This is a genomic window from Clostridioides sp. ZZV14-6009 (genome assembly GCF_020658095.1).
Lineage (GTDB): Bacteria > Bacillota > Clostridia > Peptostreptococcales > Peptostreptococcaceae > Clostridioides.
The window spans coordinates 203,758-229,921 of sequence record NZ_JAGWDG010000001.1 but is presented as its reverse complement, the minus strand read 5'-3'; the positions used below and the strand labels follow the sequence as shown (position 1 = coordinate 229,921).

General features: G+C 28.5%; 20 protein-coding genes and 1 other annotated feature. Of the genes, 6 read left to right on the top strand and 14 right to left on the bottom strand.

Annotated elements, in window-relative coordinates; genetic code table 11:
* Positions 1-89: 89 nt before the first annotated feature.
* From selB to KGF36_RS00965, 4 genes are all read right to left on the bottom strand, one after another.
* Positions 90-1,973 (bottom strand): selenocysteine-specific translation elongation factor, encoded by a 1,884-nt coding sequence (selB, locus tag KGF36_RS00980; RefSeq protein ID WP_227828175.1) that lies wholly within the window; start codon positions 1,971-1,973, stop codon positions 90-92.
* Between the two features lie 74 nt (positions 1,974-2,047).
* Positions 2,048-3,427 carry an L-seryl-tRNA(Sec) selenium transferase gene (gene selA / locus KGF36_RS00975; protein WP_227828258.1) on the bottom strand — a complete coding sequence of 460 codons (1,380 nt, stop codon included), beginning with the start codon at positions 3,425-3,427 and terminating at the stop codon, positions 2,048-2,050.
* 54 nt (positions 3,428-3,481) lie between these two features.
* Positions 3,482-4,528 carry a selenide, water dikinase SelD gene (selD, locus tag KGF36_RS00970; protein ID WP_227850109.1) on the bottom strand — a complete coding sequence of 349 codons (1,047 nt, stop codon included), beginning with the start codon at positions 4,526-4,528 and terminating at the stop codon, positions 3,482-3,484.
* 92 nt (positions 4,529-4,620) lie between these two features.
* On the bottom strand, positions 4,621-5,325 hold the full coding sequence (locus tag KGF36_RS00965) for a DUF655 domain-containing protein (protein WP_227854514.1): 705 nt from the start codon (positions 5,323-5,325) through the stop codon (positions 4,621-4,623).
* A gap of 79 nt (positions 5,326-5,404) precedes the next feature.
* Here KGF36_RS00965 and KGF36_RS00960 point away from each other — a divergent pair, with 79 nt between their 5' ends.
* Entirely contained in the window at positions 5,405-6,694 is a 1,290-nt protein-coding gene (locus KGF36_RS00960; protein ID WP_227828173.1) for a D-alanyl-D-alanine carboxypeptidase family protein, read from the top strand.
* 306 nt (positions 6,695-7,000) lie between these two features.
* Here the strand turns inward: KGF36_RS00960 and panC are convergent, their stop codons facing one another.
* From panC to KGF36_RS00930, 6 genes are all read right to left on the bottom strand, one after another.
* Positions 7,001-7,849, bottom strand: coding sequence for a pantoate--beta-alanine ligase (gene panC / locus KGF36_RS00955; RefSeq protein ID WP_227854513.1), 849 nt, complete (start codon positions 7,847-7,849; stop codon positions 7,001-7,003).
* A gap of 18 nt (positions 7,850-7,867) precedes the next feature.
* Positions 7,868-8,695, bottom strand: a complete 828-nt coding sequence (panB, locus tag KGF36_RS00950; RefSeq protein WP_227828171.1) for a 3-methyl-2-oxobutanoate hydroxymethyltransferase — start codon at positions 8,693-8,695, stop codon at positions 7,868-7,870.
* On the bottom strand, positions 8,670-9,608 hold the full coding sequence (locus tag KGF36_RS00945) for a Rossmann-like and DUF2520 domain-containing protein (RefSeq protein WP_413926879.1): 939 nt from the start codon (positions 9,606-9,608) through the stop codon (positions 8,670-8,672). Before KGF36_RS00945 ends, panB begins: the two co-directional genes overlap by 26 nt.
* Before the next feature lie 429 nt (positions 9,609-10,037).
* On the bottom strand, positions 10,038-10,376 hold the full coding sequence (locus tag KGF36_RS00940; RefSeq protein ID WP_021385441.1) for a DUF2325 domain-containing protein: 339 nt from the start codon (positions 10,374-10,376) through the stop codon (positions 10,038-10,040).
* A 283-nt stretch (positions 10,377-10,659) separates the two neighbouring features.
* Complete coding sequence (argH, locus tag KGF36_RS00935) at positions 10,660-11,976, bottom strand: argininosuccinate lyase (RefSeq protein ID WP_227828170.1); 1,317 nt, start codon at positions 11,974-11,976, stop codon at positions 10,660-10,662.
* 87 nt (positions 11,977-12,063) lie between these two features.
* Positions 12,064-12,274 (bottom strand) — a binding site (T-box leader).
* A gap of 78 nt (positions 12,275-12,352) precedes the next feature.
* Positions 12,353-13,174 (bottom strand): Cof-type HAD-IIB family hydrolase, encoded by an 822-nt coding sequence (locus KGF36_RS00930; protein WP_227828169.1) that lies wholly within the window; start codon positions 13,172-13,174, stop codon positions 12,353-12,355.
* Between the two features lie 360 nt (positions 13,175-13,534).
* Here KGF36_RS00930 and KGF36_RS00925 point away from each other — a divergent pair, with 360 nt between their 5' ends.
* A complete protein-coding gene (locus KGF36_RS00925; protein ID WP_227828168.1) occupies positions 13,535-14,638 on the top strand; it encodes a pyridoxal phosphate-dependent aminotransferase in 1,104 nt (367 codons plus the stop codon).
* 62 nt (positions 14,639-14,700) lie between these two features.
* On the opposite strand, the gene KGF36_RS00920 is transcribed toward KGF36_RS00925, so the two are convergent.
* Both KGF36_RS00920 and KGF36_RS00915 read right to left on the bottom strand, forming a co-directional pair.
* Entirely contained in the window at positions 14,701-17,340 is a 2,640-nt protein-coding gene (locus KGF36_RS00920) for a cation-translocating P-type ATPase (protein WP_227828167.1), read from the bottom strand.
* Between the two features lie 325 nt (positions 17,341-17,665).
* Positions 17,666-18,313 (bottom strand): D-alanyl-D-alanine carboxypeptidase family protein, encoded by a 648-nt coding sequence (locus KGF36_RS00915; RefSeq protein WP_227828166.1) that lies wholly within the window; start codon positions 18,311-18,313, stop codon positions 17,666-17,668.
* A 279-nt stretch (positions 18,314-18,592) separates the two neighbouring features.
* Between KGF36_RS00915 and KGF36_RS00910 the strand changes: the two genes are divergently transcribed.
* Both KGF36_RS00910 and KGF36_RS00905 read left to right on the top strand, forming a co-directional pair.
* Entirely contained in the window at positions 18,593-19,483 is an 891-nt protein-coding gene (locus KGF36_RS00910; RefSeq protein WP_227841078.1) for a TetR/AcrR family transcriptional regulator, read from the top strand.
* A 3-nt stretch (positions 19,484-19,486) separates the two neighbouring features.
* Positions 19,487-20,896 carry an MDR family MFS transporter gene (locus tag KGF36_RS00905; protein WP_227828164.1) on the top strand — a complete coding sequence of 470 codons (1,410 nt, stop codon included), beginning with the start codon at positions 19,487-19,489 and terminating at the stop codon, positions 20,894-20,896.
* A 158-nt stretch (positions 20,897-21,054) separates the two neighbouring features.
* On the opposite strand, the gene KGF36_RS00900 is transcribed toward KGF36_RS00905, so the two are convergent.
* Together KGF36_RS00900 and ilvA are read right to left on the bottom strand one after the other, a co-directional pair.
* Positions 21,055-21,435 (bottom strand): RidA family protein, encoded by a 381-nt coding sequence (locus KGF36_RS00900; RefSeq protein ID WP_227432527.1) that lies wholly within the window; start codon positions 21,433-21,435, stop codon positions 21,055-21,057.
* A gap of 94 nt (positions 21,436-21,529) precedes the next feature.
* Positions 21,530-22,747 carry a threonine ammonia-lyase gene (ilvA, locus tag KGF36_RS00895; RefSeq protein WP_227828163.1) on the bottom strand — a complete coding sequence of 406 codons (1,218 nt, stop codon included), beginning with the start codon at positions 22,745-22,747 and terminating at the stop codon, positions 21,530-21,532.
* Between the two features lie 655 nt (positions 22,748-23,402).
* On the opposite strand from ilvA, the gene aspD reads away from it, so the two are divergent.
* Positions 23,403-25,031, top strand: coding sequence for an aspartate 4-decarboxylase (gene aspD / locus KGF36_RS00890; protein WP_227828162.1), 1,629 nt, complete (start codon positions 23,403-23,405; stop codon positions 25,029-25,031).
* Between the two features lie 120 nt (positions 25,032-25,151).
* Positions 25,152-26,147, top strand: a complete 996-nt coding sequence (locus KGF36_RS00885) for an asparaginase (RefSeq protein WP_227828161.1) — start codon at positions 25,152-25,154, stop codon at positions 26,145-26,147.
* Positions 26,148-26,164 lie beyond the last annotated feature (17 nt).

Here is a 26,164-nt window from a genome sequence, read left to right as displayed (position 1 = left end):
TTAATTAATATTTTATACTAATTAATTTATACGATACTCGACATTATAATTCCTTCTTTATACCTCAAAGCAAAAACAGACATTTTCCGCTAAAACAAAATTCTTTTGTTTTCTATTCTCTTAGTTATTTTATTTCTATCAAAGTTTTCTAATATAATCATACAATTTTTTCTACTAGAATCTATCAAATCTCTGTATTCTCCTAGTGTTATTTCCTTATTTTCTTTTATATAATTTATTAAAGTATTCTTTGCATCTTCATAAATATCTTTATCCATTATATACAAATCATCCAATTTCTCTACTTTGTTACCTATCATTGACTCTAATACTTCAGCATAGTTATGATTTCCTTCAGAAACTTCATCTATTGTCAATATTGAAGAAACTCCACATGATTTTAGCCTTTTTTCTATTTTTTTTGCTATTTCTCTTTGTTTGTCATTTAAGATAACTTCAAAATCAAATAATGATATTATATTATTTTCTATTTTTATAATATTTTCTGTAGATAATTTTTCTAGTAAAATATCCATTTCTCTAGTCTTAAAATTACTTTCTACCTTGGACCTTACTTCTTCTTTTAACATACCTTTTCTCAATCTATACTTCTTATGGTACTCACTTAAAAGATTTATCGTGCTTTCCTTCAGTTTATTATATTGATTTATATGCATGTACATGTTTCCAATAGGCAATACTTTATTTTCTGATATAAGTATCTCAATAGCTCTTTTTACATGTTCTTCATGAGCACCACTATAGCTCATTATTGCTTTTATATTTGGATAATTTTTTAGGTTTCTCTTTAAGTATTCTTCTATTATATCTTTAAGTTCACCTTTTTCTTTTATTTTTAATGCCTCTATAGCTTTTTCATCAAATCTCTTATGCTTTTTAGGAGATGGGTCAATTATCACACCTCCACCTATAGTTTCCATTGGAGAATAGCGTCTGACAACAAAAGTATCACCCTTCTTAGATACTATACTTTCTTCAAGTCTTAGCTGAACATATCCATTCTCTCCATTTTCAATTAAATCTTTATCTAGTGGAACTGCTCTACAAAGTATTTCTCTAGTACCATGATACAATCTCAATCTATCCCAATGTCTTATCCCTTTTTCTAAATGATTTACTAATGATAATTTTACATCTAACATCATTGATTCTTCTAATGAATTTGGAGCCGCCAAGACATCTCCTCTTTTTATATCATCTACCTTTACATTTGATATGTTGATTGCTGTCCTTTGTCCTGCATAAGCTGTATCTTTATTTTCCCCATGAACTTGTATACTTCTTATCTTTGTTTTTAATACTTGTGGATATATAACCAAATCATCCTCTATACTTATCTTTCCTTCTATTAAGGTACCTGTTATTACAGTACCAAATCCCTTTATAGAAAATACTCTATCTATATTAAGTCTTGCTGGAGAATTTTCGTTTTTATCTTCTATTGCCTCACTCATCTTATCTATTTTTTCAATAAGAGTATTTATTCCTTTTTTAGATACAGAATCAACTTCAATTATTTCTGCACTTTCAAGAAAAGTACCTTTTATTTTTTCACAAATATCTTCTTTTACTAGTTCTCTAAATTCTTCGTCTACAGTATCAGATTTAGTCAAAACTACTATTCCATTTTTTATATTTAAAAAACTTAAAATATCTAAGTGTTCAACTGTCTGTGGCATAACGCCCTCATCTGCTGCTACAACAAGTAAAACTATATCAAGTCCTGATGCTCCAGCTAGCATGTTTTTTATAAATTTTTCATGTCCTGGTACATCTACGATACCAGCTCTTCTATTATTTGGTAAATCAAAATAAGTAAACCCTAGATTTATTGATATACCTCTCTTTTTTTCTTCGTCTAATGTATCAGTTTCTCTTCCAGTCAATGCTTTTATAAGAGTTGTTTTTCCATGGTCTATATGACCTGCTGTTCCAATTACTACGTTTTTCATTTTTTGCCCCCTATCAAAGCTTCAATGCTTCTAATTTTCAATTAAAATTAACAGTATTACTATCTTAAATTTAGTTAATTAAAGGCTTTTCTTAATTCCTCAACTACTACATCAAATTCATCATCAAATATAGTTCTTACATCTAAAACATATTTATTATCATATACTCTAGCTATTATATGAGCTTCACTGAGTCTTAATTTTTTTTCTAAAGACGAAACATTCATATGCTCAGGAGTTATTGTTATTACCTTTGTGGCTATCGTTTCAAGAGGCATAGACCCTCCTCCTACCTGAGAAAATCCATCTTCTATGTTTATTTTAGCATTTAAATTCAAGGTAGTTATTTTTTTAAATAATTTGTTTGCCTTTGCTTCTAATTCTTCAATGTTATATGTCAACATTTTTAAAGTAGGTATGTTTTCCACAGCTTTTGTTTCATCTAAGTACATTCTTAAAGTTGCTTCAAGGGCACATATTGTAAGCTTATCGACCCTAAGAGCTCTAGTAAGTTGATTTTTCTTCATTTTTTCTATATATTCTTTTTTCCCAACTATAATACCTGCTTGTGGTCCACCAAGCATTTTATCTCCACTAAAAGTAACTACATCCGCACCTTGTCTTATAGAATCTAATACAGTTGGTTCATAAGATAATCCATATTTTGATAAATCTATAAATACTCCACTTCCTAAGTCTTCTATTACAGGTAACTTATATTTTTTACCCAAATTAACTAGCTCTTCTATAGATACACTCTCTGTAAATCCCATAATTCTATAGTTACTTGTATGAACTTTCATCAATACATTAGTTTCTTCTGTAATAGCTTCTTTATAATCTTTTAAGTGTGTCTTATTAGTTGAACCTATTTCCACTAATTCTGCACCACTAAGAGCCATTATACTTGGAATTCGGAAAGAACCTCCTACTTCCACTAGCTCTCCACGTGATACAATTGCTTCTCCTCCTTTGGCCATTGTACTAAGTACAAGAAGCACTGCTGCTGCATTATTATTAACAACTAGTACATCTTCTGCACCAGTAAGTCTTTTTATTGTATTAGTTAAATGAGAATATCTTGAGCCTCTTTCTCCATTATCCAAATCATATTCTAAGTTTGAATATCTTGAAGCAGCACACCACAATTCATCTTTTATATCTTCACTAAGTAAAGACCTCCCCAAGTTTGTATGAATAACTGTACCAGTTGCATTTATAACTTTTTTTAATGATAATGAGTAATTTAATTTAACTCTCTCTATTGAAGATTCTATTATTTCATCAAATTCTATTGTTACAGAATTAGATGCATCTTCTTTTAATCTTAATATAAATTGTCTCTTAAAATCTATCACTTCTCTTACAGATTCTAAAACTAAACTTCTAGGATATTCCTCTATTATTTCTACTATTCTATTATCACTTAATACTTCATCAACTGAAGGTAACATTGCAAATAATTCTCTTTTGCTCAAAATAATCACTCTTTCTCTATATATAATATTTTATAAAACTGTAATATATTTTTCCCCTTTTTTCACTACAGAACCTATGATTTTTGCTTCTATTGCTCCATTTAACTTCATATCTCTTACAAGTTCTTCTGCTAGTTCTTCTTTTACAGAAATCAATAACCCTCCAGAAGTTTGTGGGTCATATAGAATATCTTGAACTGCAACTTTTACATCTCCTACAACTTCTACATCCTTTGATACATAATGCATGTTTTTATACATTCCAGCAGGTATGATTCCCATTTCTGCCATTTCTATAGCACCCTCGATAATTGGAACATGCTTTGAATCAATTTCAAGACTTACCTCAGAAGCTTTAGCCATTTCTAAGGCATGCCCAAGTAAACCAAATCCAGTGATATCTGTAACTGAATTTACATCAATTCTATCAAAACTCATTGCTGCATATTTATTTAAATGTATCATTATTTCTACTACTTTATCACATATATGTTGTTCTACCATACCTTCTTTCATGGCTGTATTTAATACACCCACACCGATTGGCTTTGTTATAACTAACTTGTCACCAGGCTTTGCAGTGGCATTTGATAAAACTTTATTTGGATTTACAATTCCAGAAACTGAAAGACCATATTTAGGTTCTTGGTCATCTACAGTATGCCCTCCAACTAATAGCGCACCACTTTCTTTTACCTTATCAAATCCACCTTTTAATATTTCTGCAAGTACATCCATATCATGACATGATGGAAAACAAACAATATTCATTGCAACTAAAGGCTTTCCTCCCATAGCATATACATCTGATAGTGAATTTGATGCAGCAATTTGACCAAACACAAACGGGTCGTCTACCATTGGTGTAAAGAAATCCAGTGTTTGAATAAGTGCCATATCATCATTTAATTTATATACAGCAGCATCATCTGCTGTATCTAATCCTACTAATAAATTTTCTATATTATCATTTTTAGGCAGTTGAGATAAAACTGATGCCAGAACCTCTGGCCCTATTTTAGCTGCTCATCCACCTGCTGTTGTCATCTCTGTAAGTTTTTTTTGTTCCTTCTTCATAAAAGTACCTCCTTTACTAAATTTCCACATATACACACATATACATACATATTTATAATACCATATCTATAAGTGAGTTTTGTATTATATTTTTAGTCTGTACAAATTAAATCTTTTAGATTTTCGTATTTTTTATCTCCTATACCATTCACATTTTTTATATCTTCAATTGAAGCAAATTGTCCATTTTCTTCTCTATGTTGTAAAATTTTATTAGCTGTAGCCTCTCCAATTCCAGGTAAAGCATCCAGTTCTTCTAATGTTGCTGTATTTATATTTATTTTTGATTTATCAGATAGATTTTTACTATTTTTACTTTCAGATTCATTTTTAGGTTCGTTTTTTAGACTTGATTTATTAGAATCACTACTACTTGTAACAGATATTGTTTCTCCTATTTTAGGTATTATATAATGTTGTTCATCTTCTAACTTTAGTGATAAATTAATTCCATTTAAATCAGCTTCTTTTGTTGTTCCACCTAATAATTCTACAGCATCATAAAGTCTCTTATCTGATTCTATAGTTACAATCCCTGGTCTATTTACTGCTCCACTTATGTATATAGTTATTTTATTAATTTGAATATTTTTATCTATTTTCCCCTCATCTTTATTATGCTGATTACCTTCATTTTTAACTATTTTGTCTACCTTATCTGTTTTTTCATTATGTGAATTATTTTTACTTACAACATAAATATCTTCTTTAAAGATATCTAGCCGACTAATGATTATTGCTGATAATGTTAAAAAACATATGATGGAAAACAAAATAATTTTTACCTTTTTTTTCATATATTAATCACTCCTTTATTTTAATTATTGACAAAAATATGCTATACTAAAAGATGAATTTAAATTTTGGAGGCTCACAATGAAAAGAAATTTATCACTTTTATTAATCTGTTTCTTGATATTTGCTTCATTTTTAGGAAGTTCTGATATATCTTTTGCAGATGATGAACCAGCTATAGTTGCCAAACATGCCGTTTTAATGGACTATGAAACTGGAAAAATATTATATAATAAATCTGGAGATTCTAAGCTTTATCCAGCTTCAACAACTAAGGCATGGACAGCTTGTTTAGTTTTGAAAAAGGTTAAGGATTTAAATCAAGTAATAGAAATTAAAAACCTACCTCAGATAGAGGGTTCTAGTATGTACCTGAAAGAAGGAGAAGCTTTCACTGTAAGACAATTATTAAACGCTCTTTTAATTCATTCTTCTAATGATGCTGCATTTGTATTAGCTAGATATGTTGGTGGAGGAGATGTACAAAAATTTGTTGACCTTATGAATTCTGAGGCAAAAAATATTGGAGCTACTGGCACTCATTTTAACAATCCTCATGGATTACCAGACCCAAATCATTACACTACAGCTCATGATATGGCTCTTATGGCTAGAGAAGCTATGAATAATGATGTTTTTAGACAAATTGTAAAAACTAAGTCACTTAAGTTTGATGCTACAAAAGCATACCCTTATGAAAGATATTTTGTAAATACTAATAAATTTTTAACATCACATGATAAGATTACATATAAAGGTCAATCTATAGATATAAAATACGACATAGTTGATGGCATAAAAACAGGATATACTGATGCTGCTGGTAAATGTCTTTTATCTAGTGCAGTAAAAGATGGAAGAAGAGTCATTGCTGCTGTATTTAATTCAACTAATTACGATTTATATTTAGATTCACGCATCTTAATTGATTATGGATTTGATAATTTTAAATGTGCTACTATTGTTGATAAAGAAAAATATACTGATACTAAAAAAGTATTATTTACAAAACAGCATGAATTAATTTATGAACCAAAACATAGTTATAAGATAACTTTAGGACAAAATGAATCTCAAGGTGACTACAATACTAAAACTGAACTAGATAAAATTGATTTGCCTGTAAAAAAAGGTACTAAGGTTGGTACTTTAAATATATATAATAGTGGTAAACTAGAAAAGAGTATAGATTTAGTTGCTAAAAACAATCTTGATAGTAGTCTTCCATTTATAACTGAAAATAAAACTTTGATGATTTTTATTAAAATTATTATAGCTATTTTAGTACTCTTAGTTATATTTATAATAGCTTCAAATATTAAAAAGAATAATAAAAAAAAGTCTAGAGGAAAAAGAAATATGAGAAAATAACAATTATTAATGATAAAACTTAAGTGTATTTCTTATTATAAAAATAGACGATATATTTATTTGATTTTTAAAGTTTTTAAATTGAAAATATAAATTCTAAAATAAAAAAATTTAATTAGAAATAGATTAGGGGTTCTTAAGAACCTCTTTTCTTTTTTTATACAAAAAAGGAGATACCCAAATTTTTATTTTGAGACATCCCCATATAATTACAACTAATCATAATCTTAAACGAATCTGATTTTTAAATTTTCCTTTTTATAAAATATCATTTTTTAAATCATCTATACTGTATAAAATAACAGCCTATATATCAAATTGAAATGTAAAGTTATCAATTAATCTAGTTTTTCCTATGAAAACAGCACTTGCTACAAGTACAGAATTTTCTATATGTTCAACAGGTTGTAATGTCTCACTATCTACAATTTCAACATAATCTATTTTTGTTGAATCTTCAGAATTTATTTTAGATGTTATTAATTCTTTTATTTTTTTTACATCTAGAATTCCTTTTGCCAGTTCTTTTTTTGCTAAGCTTAAACTTTCATTTAAAACTAAAGCAGTTTTTCTTTCTTCTTTTGAAAGATATGTATTTCTTGAGCTTTTTGCTAAACCATCATTTTCACGAACTATAGGGCAACCTATTATTTTTGTGTCTATATTCAAATCTTTAACCATCCTTTTAATTACTGCTAGTTGTTGAGCATCTTTCTCTCCAAAATAAGCTTTATCAGGAGTTACTATATTCAGAAGTTTTGAAACAACTAGACAGACACCACCAAAATGAACAGGTCTTTTAGAACCACAAAGAAAATCTGTAAGTCCAGACACATTTATGGTAGTACAATGGCCTTTCAAATACATTTCTTCTGATGATGGATTAAAGACTACTGATGCACCACTATCTATACAGTATTTAAAATCTTTTTCTATATCTCTCGGATAGCTGTTAAAATCTTCGTTTGGTCCAAATTGAGTTGGATTTACAAATACACTTACTACTACCTTATCATTTTCTTTTACAGCTTTTTTGATAAGGCTTTGATGTCCTTCATGTAAAAATCCCATAGTAGGAACAAGGCCTATAGAATAGCCAGCTTTTTTCCAATCTTTAATTATATTCCTTAGTGATTTTATTTCTTTTATAAGCATTTTGTACCATCCTTAATCTTAGTATAATTTTTCTAATTCAGATTCATTTATTGAAAAGCTATGTTTTTCTTGTGGAAATGCACCAGTTTCAACTTCTAGTATGTAATTTTTAATTGAATCTTTCATTATATCTCCTATATTTGCGTATTGCTTTACAAATTTAGGTACAAAATCTCCAAACATCCCCAACATATCTTGATAAACTAAAATTTGACCATCACAATTAATTCCTGCTCCTATCCCTATTGTAGGAATTGAAATAGAATTAGTCACCATCTCAGCTATTTTAGCAGGAACTCCTTCAAGGACAATAGAAAAGGCTCCTGCTTTTTCTATTAATTTAGCATCTTCAATAAGTTGTTTTGCTGTTTCACTAGTATTTCCTTGAACCTTAAATCCACCAAATGAATTTACAGATTGAGGTGTTAGTCCTAAATGGCCCATTACAGGTATTTGAGCATTTACAATGTTTTTTATTTGTTCTATAACGTTTGAGCCACCCTCTAATTTTACAGCATGTGCCCCACCTTCTTTTACAAGTCTGCCAGCATTTTTAACAGCATCTTCTATAGAAACATGGTAAGATAGAAATGGCATATCACTTACGATTAAGGCATTTTTTGCACCATTTTTTACAGCTTTTGTGTGATATATAATTTCATCTATAGTAACAGATAGAGTGTTTTCTTCACCTTTTACTACCATTCCTAATGAATCTCCTATTAAAATACCATTTATGTTACATTCATCCATTATTTTTGCCATTGAGTAATCATAAGCTGTAAGCATAGACAGCTTCCTTCCTTCACTTTTAGCATTTTTAAAAGTCAGTATAGTATTTTTCATTGTTTTTTCCTCCTAAAATTTTGTAAATCTCTTTGTATTTTTCAGATTTACTTATTAAATTTTCGACTGCATTTTCTATAGAAATATTTTTTGTACATTTTAATGAATCTTCATTTTCCAAGGCAATTATTTTTAGTAGATTTAAGGAGAGTATTTTGTAAATATCTTCATCTTTTTTATCTAATGCTGATAAATGTTTTTTTATTGGTGTTATATCCCCACGAACAACAGATCCAGTAAGGGATTTAGTAAATCCATTATCAAGTATGTTTTCTATATTTATTTTGACCAAAGGATTTATAGCTTTTAAAGCTTCTTCTTCAGATAAACCCAATTTAATAAAGTAACTTACTCCTACATCTAGTAAAGATAACACTAAATTTGAAACTAAAACATTAGCTACATGATAAGTGGATGAAGTATTTTTATCTCTTATAAAAAACTGATTTCCTAAGCTATTTATAAAATTTTGAATAAATAAATCATCTTTTTCATTATCACCTTCTATGGAAAAACAAATGTCTTTCATTTTTTTAATATCAGTATTTTTATTGGAAAATGCAAATATAGGATGGACAGAATAAATTAATGCACCTGCTTTTTTTGAACAGAACAATATACTAGATTTTAAAGAACCACTTGTGTGGCAAATGTATTTATGTTTTAAATTAAATTTGGAAAGTTTTTTGTCTATGATTTCAATAGAATCATCTGATGTTGCAATAAATAATATATCATTTTCATAAATAATGTCTTTCAAGTTACTATAAATCTTTGTTTTTGTTAAATCTGTTGATTCTAATAAAGATAATTGATTTCTTCCATAAAAGCCTGTTACACAATAATCTTTTGACAAAAAATAATTTGCTAAAGATGTACCAACTTTTCCAGAACCAATAAATCCTATTTTAATAGTATCACCTCCAACTTGTGATACAACATCTTAATTTCCAATCTCATTCATGAAGATATGAGTTATATAAGACAAAATAATTAAAAACATTTAAAGTATAGTTCTTATAACAAGATACCATCCATGAATATTCTACCATTTAAATAAAAAATTGACAATTAATTCTACAAAAATTAAGTAAATGTGTTTTTATTTATATTTTCTTATTTTACTAAAAATGTACTTAACTTAAAAATAATTAAAATAATATTTTTATCATATTCTTCCATAATCTCTTTAACATTTTAGTTTTGTTAAAAATTAAAAATGTGCTCCTTCCTTCTATATTGTGATATTTTAATTATCACAACTTTTGGGAAGAATACACACTTTATTTTACACACTCAATTTATATTGAGTATGTATTCTCAAACTTATTAAATTATATATTTATGTATTTTTCTGTTTTTGCTTATCATTAAGTTTACATTTTGAACAGTTTCCTAGACATTCATCAACCATATCTAGACATTCATTAAATGCTACTTTACTACTATTTTTATGTCTTACGATTAATATATCTTGTTTTTTAGCCTGAGACTCAACTGTTCTAGACATCTTATGTGAAACTGTTGATGTAAGTATAACAACGGCATCAGGTTTTCCTATAGAGTTATTTAATTTAGATGACATAGTAGTGTATACTTTTGTTTTATAACCTTTTTTCTTGGCCATAACCATATAATCTTTTTCCATTCTTTCATGGCCACCAATCACTAATAAGTTCATTAGACTGCCTCCCGCCTTATTTGATATTGATTTTCATTATTATTTATATTATATATAATAATATCTAGAAATAAATTTGTCAACACTTATTGATATTAATTATCATTTTAATAATAGAAGGTTTTATTTTTAGTAACTTTTCAGTGTTAATAAATTTAAATTTATTGACACTAAAAAGTTATTGATATTGCATTATAAATAATGTTTTATATAATAAAAAGCTGTGAAATTTGATGATATCACTCATCAAATTCACAGCTTTTAAAAACTTAATCTATTACTATTATTTTAAATTCTTTTTTATTCCTTTGTTTAATATACTTTCATAATCGATAAAGTCATAAATATCTTCCTTAAATACAGCTGAAAACTTATGTAATTCTTCTAGTGTTAAATCTTCTATTGCTTTTTTATTGTCTTCACAATATATCACAATACTTCCAACTATTCCATGTGCATCTCTAAAGGCAACATTATTTTTAACTAGATAGTCAGCAACTTCTGTGGCATTTAAAAAACCATTTTTAACTGCTTGTTTCATTTTATCTTCATTTACCTTTAATGTAGCTATCATTCTTTCCATTATTTGTATACACATTTCAAGAGTGTGTACACTATCAAAGAATCCTTCCTTATCTTCTTGCATATCTTTATTATAAGCTAGTGGTATACCTTTCATAACTGTAAAAAGACCAAATAAATTTCCATATACTCTACCAGTCTTACCTCTTATAAGTTCTGCACCATCAGGATTTTTCTTTTGAGGCATTATACTACTTCCAGTAGTATATAAATCATCTATTTCAACAAACCCAAATTCTTGTGAACTCCAAAGTATCAATTCTTCACTAAGTCTACTTAAATGCATCATTATGATTGAAAAATCACTCATTAGTTCTAATAAATAGTCCCTATCACTTACACCATCCATAAAATTATCTACAACTTTTTTAAACCCTAATTGCTCACAAGTTATATTTCTATCTATATCATGTGTAGTTCCTGCCAAAGCTCCACAACCTAAAGGTGACTCGTCCAATATCTCTATAGCATTTTTTATTCTTTTTTCATCTCTATCAAACATACTATAATATGCCATCAAGTGATGTTTAAAAGTTACCACTTGTGCTCTTTGAAGATGAGTATATCCTGGCATCATTACTGAATTTTTATCAGCAACATCTTTTATAGTTTCTTTAAATCCAGATATTAACTCCACTAAATCGCTTGCCTTTTCTTTCGCATATAATCTCATATCAACTGCAACTTGGTCATTTCTACTACGTGCTGTATGAAGTTTCTTCCCAACATCACCTATTCTTTGAATTAAGTTTATCTCAGTAAAACTATGTATATCTTCATAATCTCCATCTAATGCCAATTTTCCATTTTCAATATCTTCAAGTATTCCATTTAGACCTTCTGTTATAGCTTTTCCCTCTTCATCTGTTAAAAGCCCACATTTTACTTGCATATAGACATGTGCTATACTTCCTTCAATATCTTTTTTGTACAGCACACAGTCATACCCAAAAGATTTATTAAATTCTTCCATAAGTTGATTTTCAGCTTTTCTAAAGCGTCCACCCCATAATTTCATATTTTTCACCTCATATTTTAATTTTTTATATTTTAATTGTAATATTTTTACTTTAGCTAAAAATAAAAAATCTCTTGGTCAAAAAGACCAAGAGACGAAATATTCCGTGTTACCACTCTAGTTGATAAACAATGTTTACCCACTCTATTCTCTTAAGGCGAGATTACCTATTACCATACTGAATTTCAAGTAATATTCTCCAAAGCTCTCTTCAATATAAAGTATTATCATTAGGCTTACACCATCCCTAACTCGCTGAGACTTGCTTTATATCTACTCTCTTCTTCACTGAATCTAAATTTTTATACTTTACCTATTTGTATTATAATTACTATCTATAAAATAGTCAACCTATTTTTTCCTTTAAATGCCTTTTTTAAGAACTAAGTGACTCTTCTAACTCAAAAAACTTATAAATTGCTTTTGCAACTCCACTCTCTTGGTTGCTGTCTGTCACATAATCGGCCTCTTGTTTAATCAATTCTTCTGCATTTCCCATAGCTACACCAAGACCAGCAAATTTTATCATTTCTATATCATTGTAATTATCTCCAAATGCAATTATATCTTCTCTATCTATGTTCATTTTTTCAGCTAAAATTTTAACCGCATTGCCTTTATCAACACCAATATTCATAACTTCAATATTATTTGGCCAAGAAGAAGTTATTTTTATGCCTTGAACTTTTTTTAATTCTTTTCTTATTTCGTCTAAAATAGCTGGATTTTTTTCTTCTATTATTACAAACTTTAATATGTCATTTTTAGAAATCTCTTCTCTTAAATCATCTCTTACAATGACTTCTGTTTCAGAACCCAAAAACACACTTATTCTATCTTCACGTCCTTCTATTTTTTTTGAAAGCATAGAATCTATACTATTACATTGATAGTAAATATTGTATTTGTCTAGCACATCTAAAATATCTAGACATGTTTTTGTATCAATTTTATTTGAATATATTATATTTCCATTTTGTTCCCTTATCAATGATCCATTACAAGCTATTATTGGCATATCCTCTTTAAGAAAATCTACATTGCATTTAGCTGAATCGAAAGCTCTCCCTGTTGCTAAAGTTACATTAATACCACTTTTAATAACTTTTTGTAGTGCAGTTTTATTTTCATCAGTAACTTTATGGTTATTTCCCAATAAAGTTCCATCCATATCTGTTACAATCAATTTATATCCCATCATCCAACTCCATAACATTTTATTGTATACTTATATTTCCTTAATCTAATTTAAAGAATTACCCTTATTAAATTATATCATAACTTTACACTTAAACTATTCCAATTTATAAAATTAATAACATTCCTATACCTCCATATCAAAGCAAAATAAATCGTTTCTTGTAGTATTTTTCTGAATATTTTCAATTTATAGTCTTATAACGCTAGAAATTTTACAATATATGATATATAATCATATTAAATAAAGTGAGCTATTATAATATTTATATTCGTTTTTTACTATCATGTATTTTCACAATATTTTAAATCTAGCAACTTTTTTAACATTTATTATTGACTAAATAAGGAGTGATAAACTATGAAATTAAAAATTAACAAAGCTATTGAAATGCAGTTGAAAAAAAGTTATGCCATAGAATCTGGTCATTGCGAAAATGTATTCGAGATAGATTGTGGCGAAGGTATAAACACAGTATCTTTCTCAAATAAAGCTGTGGAAGCTTTTAATGCTTTAGAATTTGATATGATAAGAGGATACCCGCATTCAATTAGTCTAAAAGACAATATAGTTGATTATTGGAAAGACTTTACAACACTAACTACTGATAGAATTTGTCTAGCGGATGGTTCTATACATGTTATTTATCTTTTAAATAGATTATTTATTGAAAAAGGAGATAAAGTTTTAGGATGTTCACCTCAATTTTCAGAATACGAAACAGACATAAAAATGCATGGTGCTACTTATGACTATGTTCTTTTAAAGAAAGAAAATAACTTCAAGTTTAATGAAAAAGAATTTATTGAAAAAATAAACTCAGAATATAAAGTAATTTACATAGATAACCCAAATAATCCTACTGGACAAGTTATACCTCTATCATCAATTGAAAATATAGTAAAAGAGGCAGAAAAATATGATATAGCTGTTATGGTAGATGAGGCTTATGGTGAATATATGCCAAAAGAAAATTCAGCTGTAAAACTTTTAAATGATTATGACAATGTAATTGTTTTAAAAACATTCTCAAAAGGTTTTGGTTTAGCAGGACTAAGAGCAGGATATGCAGTCCTTCCTGAACAACTTGTTAATCCTATTAAAAAGATTTCTACTCCTTACGAAATATCTGAAATCTCTCGTAGTATTGCAGCTAATTTATTAGACGATGTTCAATTTATAGAAGAATTAAAAGAAAAAACAAAAGCTATAAAAAATCAACTATTGATTCCATGGAAAAACCTTAACATAGCTGAGACTAGTGATACTGTATCTATAATGACAGTTGAACATAAAAACAAAGATATAGATTTACAACAAGAATTTGCAAAATTAAAAATAAGAGTTATATCTGGTAGCGATTTTACTGGACTTGATAAAAACTTTATAAGATTTAGAATGCCTGAAGAAAAAGAACTTCCTGAAGTTATAAAAGCATTCCAAATAATCGATAACTTAGAATAAATCTAACTATATAGGGGACATATTGATTTTATCAATATGTCCCTTTAGTTTAGTATTTTTAATTATTTTACAGTATTTCTATTCATTAATTTATTAAGTTCCATCAATATTGATGAAAGTAATGCTAAACCTAAACAAATTCCTAATTCATATAAACCAAATACTGTTGGAATAGAGAATATTCCTCTCAAAACTGGCATTAATGTTAAAGAGTAAAGTCCAAAACATATTAAAACTGCTCCTATAACATATTTATTACTAAAAAAGCCTAGTTTTACTATTGTCTGATTATTAGAACGTGCAGGCAATGTTTGCATTATTCTCGCTAATATTAAAGTTGAAAATGCCATCGCTACACCAAGTTCTGGTGATACTTGTAGCCCTATATATTGTGCAATTATTGTAACTATACCAATTATACAACCTCTTATAGCCACTGCTTTTAATGTTCCTCCTGCCAATATACTTTCATCTGGATGTCTAGGAGGTTTATTCATTATATTTTTTTCTGATTTTTCAAACCCTAATGCTATTGCTGGTAAGGAGTCATTTACTAGGTTTATAAATAAAAGTTGTAAAGCTGTAAATGGATTTGACCATCCTGCAAATACTGCAAATAAGATAGCCACTATGGCACCCAAGTTTCCTGCAAATAAATAAGTTATTGCTTTTATTATATTGCTATATACTGTTCTACCAACTTCAACAGCATTTACTATACTTGCAAAGTTATCATCAACTAATACCATAGCAGAAGCATCTTTTGCTACATCAGTACCACTTCCCATACCTATACCTATATCTGCTTGTTTTAAAGCTGGTGCATCATTGACACCATCACCAGTCATAGCAGTTATGTTATTCTTATGTTGCCATGCTTTTACTATACGAATTTTGTTTTCTGGGGAAACTCTGGCATATACACTTATATCTTCTAATTTTTTATTTAATTCTTCTTCACTTAATGCATCTAACTCTTTCCCTGTAAGTGCTAAATCTCCATCTTCCATTATACCTATTTCTTTTGCAATTGCTGCTGCTGTTGTTTTGTGGTCTCCAGTTATCATAACGGTTTTTATACCAGCACTCTTCGCTTCTTTTACTGCATCCATTACTTCTTCTCTTGGTGGGTCTATCATTGCCATTATACCAACCAATGTCATATCATGTTCATCATCAATTGAAGGTGTAAAACCTTCTTCTGGGACATCTTTTATTGCAAATGCTAATACTCTAAGTGCTCTATTTGAAAACTCTTCATTTCTCTTCTTGTATTCTTCTATTATCTCATCTGTTATGTCTACTTTTGAGCCATTTTTTAAAGCATATTTACATCTACTAAATACAATATCTGGAGCACCTTTTGTAAACATTATATAATCTCCATATATACTATTTACTGTAGACATAAGCTTTCTATCTGAATCAAATGGTATTTCATTTATTCTAATATATTTACTTCTTAATTTATCATAATCTAAATCGTTTTTGCTTGAATAATTTATTAATGCAACTTCTGTTGGGTCACCAACTTCTTTTCCATCACTAGTTATATGAGAATCATTACATAATGTAGAAACCATAGTCAACAATTTAGCATGGTAAGAATAATTTATATTTTCTTTATTAAGCTCATCATTGTTAGTTCCATACATATAACAGTCCACAACTGTCATTTTATTTTGTGTAAGAGTACCTGTTTTATCAGTACATATAACACTTGTTGAACCTAAAGTCTCGACAGCTGGTAATTTCCTTATTATAGCTTGTTTCTTTGCCATACTATTTGTTCCAACAGCCAGTACTATAGTAACTATTGATGATAAAGCTTCTGGTATTGCTGCTACTGCTACTGCTACAGAAAACATGAATGAATCGAGAATAATTTGTGTCATTTCTCCATTCCCAGCCATCATGTAATTTCTTGCTACCTGAATTATAAATATTAAGAGTGCAAGTACTACAATACCTACACCAAGCTTTTTACTGAAAGCTTCTATTTTTTGTTGTAATGGTGTCAACTTATTTTCGGCAGTTTCTAAAAGACCAGCTATTTTACCCATTTCAGTCTCCATACCTGTTCCAGTTACTACAAATGAACCTCTACCATAAACTACTACAGCACCACTAAATACCATGTTTTTTTGGTCACCTAAACTTACATCTTCGTTTATTTTTTCTGTATGTTTTAGAACTGGTTCTGATTCACCAGTTAACATCCCTTCTACAACCTTTAATGATTGTGCTTCTATAAGTCTTCCGTCTGCTGGTATGTAATCACCAGCTTCTAAAAATACGATATCTCCAACTACTAAATTTTTTGCTGGAATTGTCATTTTCTTATTGTCTCTTATTACCTTTGCATTTGGTGCAGATAAATTTTTCAAACTTTCTAATGAACTTTCTGCTTTTTTTGTTTGTACAACACCTAAAACAGAGTTGATAATAATAACTGCAAAAATTATTATGGACTCTACAGTTTCACCTAAAAATATTTGTACTAAAGCAGCTATCAATAGAATTATTACCAGTGGGTCTTTAAAACTTTCTAAGAAAAGCTTATACGTAGGAACCTTATCTGCTTCCTTTAATTCGTTAGTTCCATTTTTTTCTAATAGCTCTTCTGCTCTTTCTTTGCTCAAACCATTTAAGCTTGAGTCTAAATTTTTAATTATTTCTTGATAAGTACTTTTGTAAGACATTTGTTGCCCTCCTCTTTAATAAATTTATTTTATGTTTGGGGACTCTTATGTATACTTGAAATTTGAAATTTTTCAAATAAAAAATTCCTTGAATAAAAAAAGCCCCCAAAACAAACATACTTAATGCTTATTTTGAAGGTCTTGCTATCAAGGAATTCCTTGCTAATTAACCGAGTATTTCTACTGTCCTGACGATTAATTACCACTTTCGTGTAAGCTACTCCCCTTCGAGTAGTTATCTTTAATTGTATTTACATTATAACACTTTACACAATTAATAGTCTAGCTTATTTTTTATTTTAACCTAAATTTAACAAATTATGGCTTAATCTATATGCAAATATTCTTCTAGAGTTAAATTGTTCATTGCAAAGTTTTTACTGTGTTCAGTTCCAACATATCTATAGTGCCATGATTCATACATGTATCCTGTTATATTTTCTTTTCCCTCTGGATATCTAAGTATAAATCCATACTTATATGCATTTTCATACAGCCACTTAGCTTCTTTTGTATTATTAAATTTTTTATTTGCCCAACAAGATTGGTCGTCTCCTCCAATATCAAATGCAAGTCCAGTTTGATGTTCACTTTCTCCTGGCTTAGCTGAAAATCTGTTTGCTTCCTTCTCACCATTTTTTTCTGCATATGAGTTAAATAATTTTTCTTGATATTTGTAACTTCTATATGTACTAAAGGCTTTTAGATTTAATCCTGCTTTTTGAGCCTCTTTATTCATTTTATAAAAAGCATCTTTTGCTTCATTACTTTCTTGTGGAGAATAGTCTTCAGGCAAGCTATACTTTTTGTTTGCTACTACAATATTATTTATTGATAAAACGTTCACACCTTTTCTATACTTACTTATTTCATATGCCATGATTTTATTTTCTCCACTAGAGATATTAATAAACATTTTTGCGAAAACTAGAAAAAATGCAAAAGCTATAATCAAACCTCTTTTCTTTTTCATATACTACACCCCCATAATTTAGATTTAATACCTAAAAAATTTAAAGACATTTTACTTCATAGTATAATCATATCATTAATTTATTGCAAATTCTTTAAACAATTCTTAAGAAACTCTTAAATTCTTCTTTGTATTACTAAAACTAACAATATTTTTTTCAAATTTTTTATATCACAGGTCCAGATATTGATTTTTTTTCCAAATGATGTATAATGTATTTATGGAAACTTTAAAGTACTATTTAGTACTTATCGTTTTTATATGAAAGGAGATAGCCAATTGACTGACAAGCAAAAACTTATTATAACTATTGCTCAAAGAATCTTTGACCAAAAAGGTTTTCAAAATACTTCAATACTAGATATTGTAAAAGAATGTAAAATGTCTAAAGCTACTTTTTATAAACATTTTGAAACTAAAGAAAGTTTTATCTGTGAAATAATTAATTATTATGATGAAAAATTTTTAGAAATTATACATTCTATTAATGAAAATAAAGATATCCATCCATCTGAAAAATTAAAAAGAAAAATAATAGCTGTATGGGGAAATATTTTTTCTAGAACTACTATAAATACTTATGTGAGGGAAAATTTCTCTGAAGTGCAACGTAAAACGACAAGTAAGTTACAAAAAAAATCTCGTGCTAATTTATTAAATGAATATAAGTTGAGTTTATTTGATAATTATGGCAACAAAATAGAAAACATTCTATTTGATTTAGTTTTCTTACTAGATGCTCTAATTCACCAGTTTACATATATTATTCATATACAAAAAAGAGAAATAAATGTATACTTTATTGCTGAATTTACTATCCAAATACTCGATTTAGTTGTAGAAAATGCTGATAACCTAAATCCTTTAATTGAAAAATCAATGTTTTTATATGAACAAGAAGATGAAGCTTACTCTTCTCTTTATAGTAAATCATTATTTTTTAAAACAATACAGGATATAGAAGAGCTAATCAAAACAAACACTTCTCTTATTGAAAACCCTAAGTTACTAGAAGCATCAAAAAAATTATATGAAGAAGGAAAAAATCAACTATACGATTCTTTAATTATGGATGCAATGATTACATATCTAGAAAAAGAAGACATTTTGAGACCAAAAGTACTTTTATTGAATAGTATTAAAAATCAGTTAAAAAAGGAGACGTTATAAACTATGGAAATACAAAGTAATAGCAAAAACAATAAAAAAGGAAATTTGATAATAGCAATCGTAATGACTGGTGCTTTTATAAGCTCTCTTAGTCAAACATTACTGGCAACTGCACTTCCCAATATAATGTCAGATTTTAAAATTACTGCTGATGTTGGTCAGTGGTTAACTACAATTTATCTACTTATTGCAGGTATCATTATTCCTACAACAGCTTACTTGATAAATAGATTTAGTACTCGAAAATTATTTATTACATCAATGACTATCTTTTCTTTAGGATGCATTATTGCGCTTTTCTCTCGTGATTTTTCAACTATGTTGATTGCTCGTGTATTACAAGCAGTAGGTTCTGGCTCTTTAATGCCACTTTTACAAGTTATTATATTATATTTATGCCCTATAGAAAAACGTGGTACAGCTATGAGTCTAGTCGGTATTACAGTAGGATTTGCTCCAGCAATAGGACCAACTTTATCTGGATGGTTAGTAGATTCATTTGGTTGGCATAGTTTATTTTTACTACTTTCACCTATAGCTATACTAGATGTTATACTTTCATTTATATTATTAAAGAATGTTGGAGAAGCCCAAAAACTAAAACTGGATATACCTTCAATAATACTATCTTCTTTAGGCTTTGGTGGTTTATTGATTGGGTTTACTAATCAAGGTAATTATGGGTGGACTAATAGTGCCACATATTTACCAATAATATTAGGAATTGTATCATTAATTTTATTTACATGGCGTCAATTAAAATCTAAAGAACCATTCTTAGAATTAAGAGTTTTTAAAAATAAACCATTTCTTATTTCTACATTATTAATTATGATTGTATATGCTTCAATGATGTCTGCTACATTAATGATACCTCTATATATTCAATCTGTAAGGGGATTCTCTGCACTTGCTTCAGGTTCTTTAATGATGCCTGGTGCTATACTAATGGTTGCATTAAATCCAGTCGCAGGACGTCATCTAGATAAATATGGTCCTCACGCTCTATCAATATTAGGAACTGGATGTTTATTTTTAGGAACTTTATCTTTTGCGTTTTTAGGCAAGGATACATCTTTAATTCATGTATCATTAATGTATTGTATTCGTATGATTGGTATTTCAATGGTTCTAATGCCATTAACTACATGGGGAATTAAAACACTAGATAGAGAACTTATATCTCATGCTACAGCAATTAATAGTACACTTCGTCAAATATCTGGTGCTATAGGCTCTGCTATACTTATTACTATAATGACAACTGCTACTAAAAAAGCTCACATGAGTTCAGCTATCCTGTCTAATATCCATGGAATAGATGTAGCATTTTCAATAGCAGCCACACTTGCATTTATTGGATTAGTTATATCAATATGTTTTATAAAAGAACGACAAACTATTAGAAGTTAATATAAAAAAAGGAGGTATCTTAAAATGAACTTTTTAGTTTATGAGGCACTCTTTTTTTGTATGAAATCAAATATATTTTCATCATTTCAACAATGAAAAAAAGGCTTATCTCTATTTTGAGACAGCCCCTTTTTTTCAGTTTGAAAAATATTGTAATCTTATAATACAGCTATTACTTCTATTTCAACTTTAACGTCTTTTGGTAATCTAGCAACTTCTACACAAGCTCTTGCTGGTTTATTTTCTCCAAAATACTCAGCATAAACTTCGTTTATAGCACCAAATTCATTCATATCTTTTATAAATACTGTAGTTTTAACTACATTTGAAAAATCAGCTCCACTTTCAGCTAATATTGCTTTAAGATTTTTTAGAGATTGAGCAGTTTGAGCTTGTACATCTCCTTCAACTACTTCCATAGTTTCTGGTACAAGTGGAACTTGTCCAGATACAAATAATAAGTTTCCAGCTTTTATAGCTTGAGAATATGGTCCTAAAGCTGCTGGTGCATCATTAGTATGCAATACTTCATGTTTCATATTAAAATCCTCCTAATTGGTTAATCTACTATACATAAAATGTATCTTCATACACTATTATACTATTTTTCTTGTATATTATATACACTTTTTATTATAATTCTATAATTTTAAAACCTTTTTCTTCTATTGCTTTCTTTATTTTCGCTATATGGTCATAATCTATTGTTTCTAATATAAATTCCGCACTTTGTTTTCCTAGAGCTTCACCTGCTGATAATTTACCTTGATTAGCACTTAAAATATTTCCACCATTCTCACTTATTATTCTAGTTAATTCAGCAAAGTTTCCTGGCTTATCTTCCATAATTGTGCTAAATGAATATCTTCTTCCTTCTTTAGCTAGAGCAACACCTATTATTCTATATAATGTATTTATATCTATATTACCACCAGATATTATACACACTACATTTTCGTCTTTTGCTGGTACATATTTACCACTTAATATTGCAGCTGTACACACAGCCCCTGCACCTTCTGAAACTATCTTTTGACTTTCCATCATAAATAATATTGATTCAGCTATTTCTGTTTCTTCAACTACTACTATTTCATCAACTAATTCATTTATTATTTCAAAAGTTAAGTCTCCAGGAGTTTTAACAGCTATACCATCAGCTATTGTACTATCATTAAATGCTGTTGTTACTTTGCCGTTTTTAATTGACTCTTTCATTGAAGGTATATTTGCAGTTTGAACACCAACTATTTTTACATTAGGATTTAATGCCTTTGCTGCAACAGCAACACCAGATATTATTCCTCCACCACCAACTGGGCATAGTATAGTATCAACCTTATTATTTAATTGTTCGAAAATTTCAAGAGATATAGTTCCTTGCCCTGCTATAACATATTTATCATTGAATGGATGTAAGAAAGTTGCTCCTGTTTCTTTTTGTATTTCAACAGCTTTTGAATATGCATCATCATAAACTGCACCATTTAAAACTACTTCTGCTCCATAACCTTTAGTTGCACTAACTTTTGCTAATGGTGCAGTTGCTGGCATTACTATTGTAGATTTTATACCAGTCATTTTTGCGCCTAATGCTACACCTTGTGCATGATTCCCTGCACTTGAAGCTATTACTCCACTTGCTTTTTCTTCGTCTGTTAAACTTGCTATTTTATTACAAGCTCCTCTTAATTTAAAAGACCCTGTTTTTTGAAGGTTTTCACATTTATAAAAAACCTTTGCGCCTGTTTTTTCGCTAAGTTTAACGCTTTCAAGTAAATCAGTTTTTTTAACTATGTCTTTAATGGTCTCTCTAGCTTCTTTCACATCTGTTAAGGTAACATTTATCATTTTATTCCACTCCCGTAAATCCAATTTTTATTTATTACTTTCTATATAATTCTATATCTTTTTTTTTTAAAAATCAACATGTAAACGATTTTTATAATTTTTTAATTAATCACAAAAAAACTAAAAATACAACAATTGAATACAATAAACATATATATTCAATTGAGTTACATTACACTAAATGATAATATTAAAATAATTTTTACTTTTTTATCAAAATAACAGTTTATTCTTTATTATTTTTACTAAAATTTATATTTATATTATTTTGTTTAATTAAAAATTGTTTTTTTAATTTTCTTTAATAACATTAATATTACCAATCTAACCTAAAATATTTTTATAAACAACTTTAAACAAAAAGAAAGTTTTATTTTATACATTTTCATAATAATAAAACTATACCTTTTACAACAAATAAAATAAAAAAAATAAAATGCAAGTTAAATTAGAGTTTTATTTTATATAGTAATCATTTTTTATTAAAAGGTATTTTATCTTTTAACATACATTTTATAAAGCTAAATAGAGTTATTATTTTAATTTTATACTTTACTTTTTCTATAAACCTATTATAATTAAAGTATAATCATTTTAGGAACTTGTTTATTTTATTATAAAAATGTGAAACTTATTACATAAGGAGGAATTAAACATGAAAAATAATACTTATAAAGAAATCAAAAACATATATGGAAAAATAAGTCCTTTTGAATTTAAGGACAAATTAATAGATATTGCGAAACATACTGCAAATGAAAATCATAGAGAATTGCTTGATGCAGGTCGTGGAAATCCAAATTGGACTTGTTCAACTGCTAGAGAAGCTTTTTTCACTTTTGGTCATTTTGCGATTACTGAAACCCGTTCTAATTGGGATTTAGGTCATTTAGCTGGTATGCCTCAAAAAAAGGGCATTAAGGAAAGATTCTTTAAATATATAAATGAAAATATAGATATGCCTGGAGCGTACTTAGCTAGAGATATTATAAATTTTGGTATAAATGAACTTGGATTTGATGGTGATGAATTTGTTCATGAACTAGCCGATGGGATTATTGGTGATAATTATCCACTTCCAGATAGAATGTTACCTCATATGGAAAAAATAGTACATGATTATCTAGTTCAAGAAATGAAATATGATATATCAGGTAAATATGGTGATGTAGAAATATTCGCTGTTGAAGGTGCTACAGCTGCTATGTGTTATATATTTGATTCATTAATGGCAAATGAACTTCTAAAAAAGGGCGATACAATAGCTTTAATGACTCCTATATTTACACCTTATCTTGAGATACCTAATCTTCCTCGATATGATTTTAAAGTTGTAAATATAAACGCCAATGCGGTTGATGAAAAAGGTGCTCATACATGGCAGTATACTAAGAAAGAATTAGAAAAGCTTCGTGACAATTCTATTAAAGCTTTATTTGTTGTTAATCCTAACAACCCTGCATCTATAGCTATGGATGAGACATCTTGTAATAATCTAATAGATGTAATTGAAAATTATAATAAGGATTTAATGATAATATCAGATGATGTATATGGGACTTTTGTAGAAGATTTTTCATCATTAATGTCAAAACTTCCTTATAACACGGTTGGAGTTTATTCTTATTCAAAATATTTTGGAGTTACAGGATGGAGACTTGGTACATTCGCTCTTCATAAAAAGAATGTTTTTGATAAAAAAATAAATGATTTAACTGGAGAATTAAAGAAATCAGTAGATAAGCGTTACAGTGATATGAGTCTTAACCCTTCTAGCCTTTCATTTATGGAAAGAGTTGTTGCTGATAGTAGACTTGTTGCTCTCAATCATACTGCTGGTCTTTCAACTCCACAACAAGTTCAAATGTCATTTTTCTCTGCATTTGCATTAATTGATAAAGTTGATGCCTACAAAAAACTTAATATGAGTATATGTCATAGACGTCAAAAACTATTGTTTGAAGCTTTAGAGCTTCCAGTTAATAAAAATAAAAATAATGCTGCATATTATACTCAGTTTGATATTGAAGAATGGGCTAAAATAAACTATGGAGAAGATTTATTCAGATTTATAAGTAAGAATGCATCTCCAGTAGATATACTTTATAGATTGGCTAATGATTATTCAGTAGTCTTACTTAGTGGAAATGGATTCTACGGACCTGAATGGTCAATTAGAATATCTCTAGCAAATCTATATGATGAAGCCTACACTAAAATAGGGAAAGCCATAAGAGAGATATTGAATAGTTATATTGCTGAATGGGAAAAAACAAAGAAATAATTCTAGTACACTGAAATATCTAAATTATGCGAATAAAAGAATTTATATAGACCTAAATAAATTTTTTTGATATAATCCTATCGGAATTATAAATTTTATTTGTGAAAGGCAGAGAATATTATGAGTATTAAGAAAAAAGTTGCCATAGTCTTTACTGGTGGAACTATATCTATGACAGTAGATGATAAAGTAGGTGCTGCTATACCAACTTTATCTGGGGAACAAATATTATCCATGGTCACTAACATTGATAAAGTTGCAGATGTTGAAGTTTTTAATTTTGATGAAATTCCAGGACCTCATATAACACCTTATAGAATGATGGAATTAAAAAATTATGTAAATGATTTATTAGCAAGAAAAGATATCACAGGAGTTGTAATAACACATGGTACTGATAGTTTAGAGGAAACTGCTTATTTTCTAGACCTTACAATTGACAACATTAAGCCTGTAATAGTTACAGGTGCTATGAGAAGTAGCTCTGAACTTGGTTATGATGGTTCAAGCAACTTATCTGCATCAGTTTGTACTGCTGTATCTAAAGATGCTATGGGTAAAGGAGTTCTTGTAGTTTTAAATAATGAAGTACTATTGGCTTCTGAAGCTACTAAAACAAATACACTTTCTTTAAATACTTTTAAATCTTTAACTAGTGGTCCATTGGGAATAATCGACTGTAACGAACTTGTCCTTACAAGAGATATTGTAAATAGAACAATTATAGATACTGATAAGGTAGAATCTAAAGTTGCACTATTTAAAGCATATGTTGGAGAAAATGCAGATTTTATAAGATTTGCTGTTGATAGTGGATATAAAGGTATAGTTATTGAGGCTATGGGTAGAGGTAATATTCCTCCTCAGATGCTTTCTGGTGTTGAATATGCTAGAGAAAAAGGGCTTCCTGTTGTTATAGTTTCTAGATGCCATTCAGGTAGAGTATTTGATAGTTATGGTTACTTTGGTTCTGGTAGAGATTTAAAAAATATAGGATGTATATTTGGTGGAGACCTTCCAGGGCAAAAAGCTAGAATAAAACTTATTTTAGCTCTTGGAAAGACTAATAATATTGATGAAATCAAAGACTTCTTTGAAAAAGGAATCTATTGTTAATTATATTATTGCGTTTA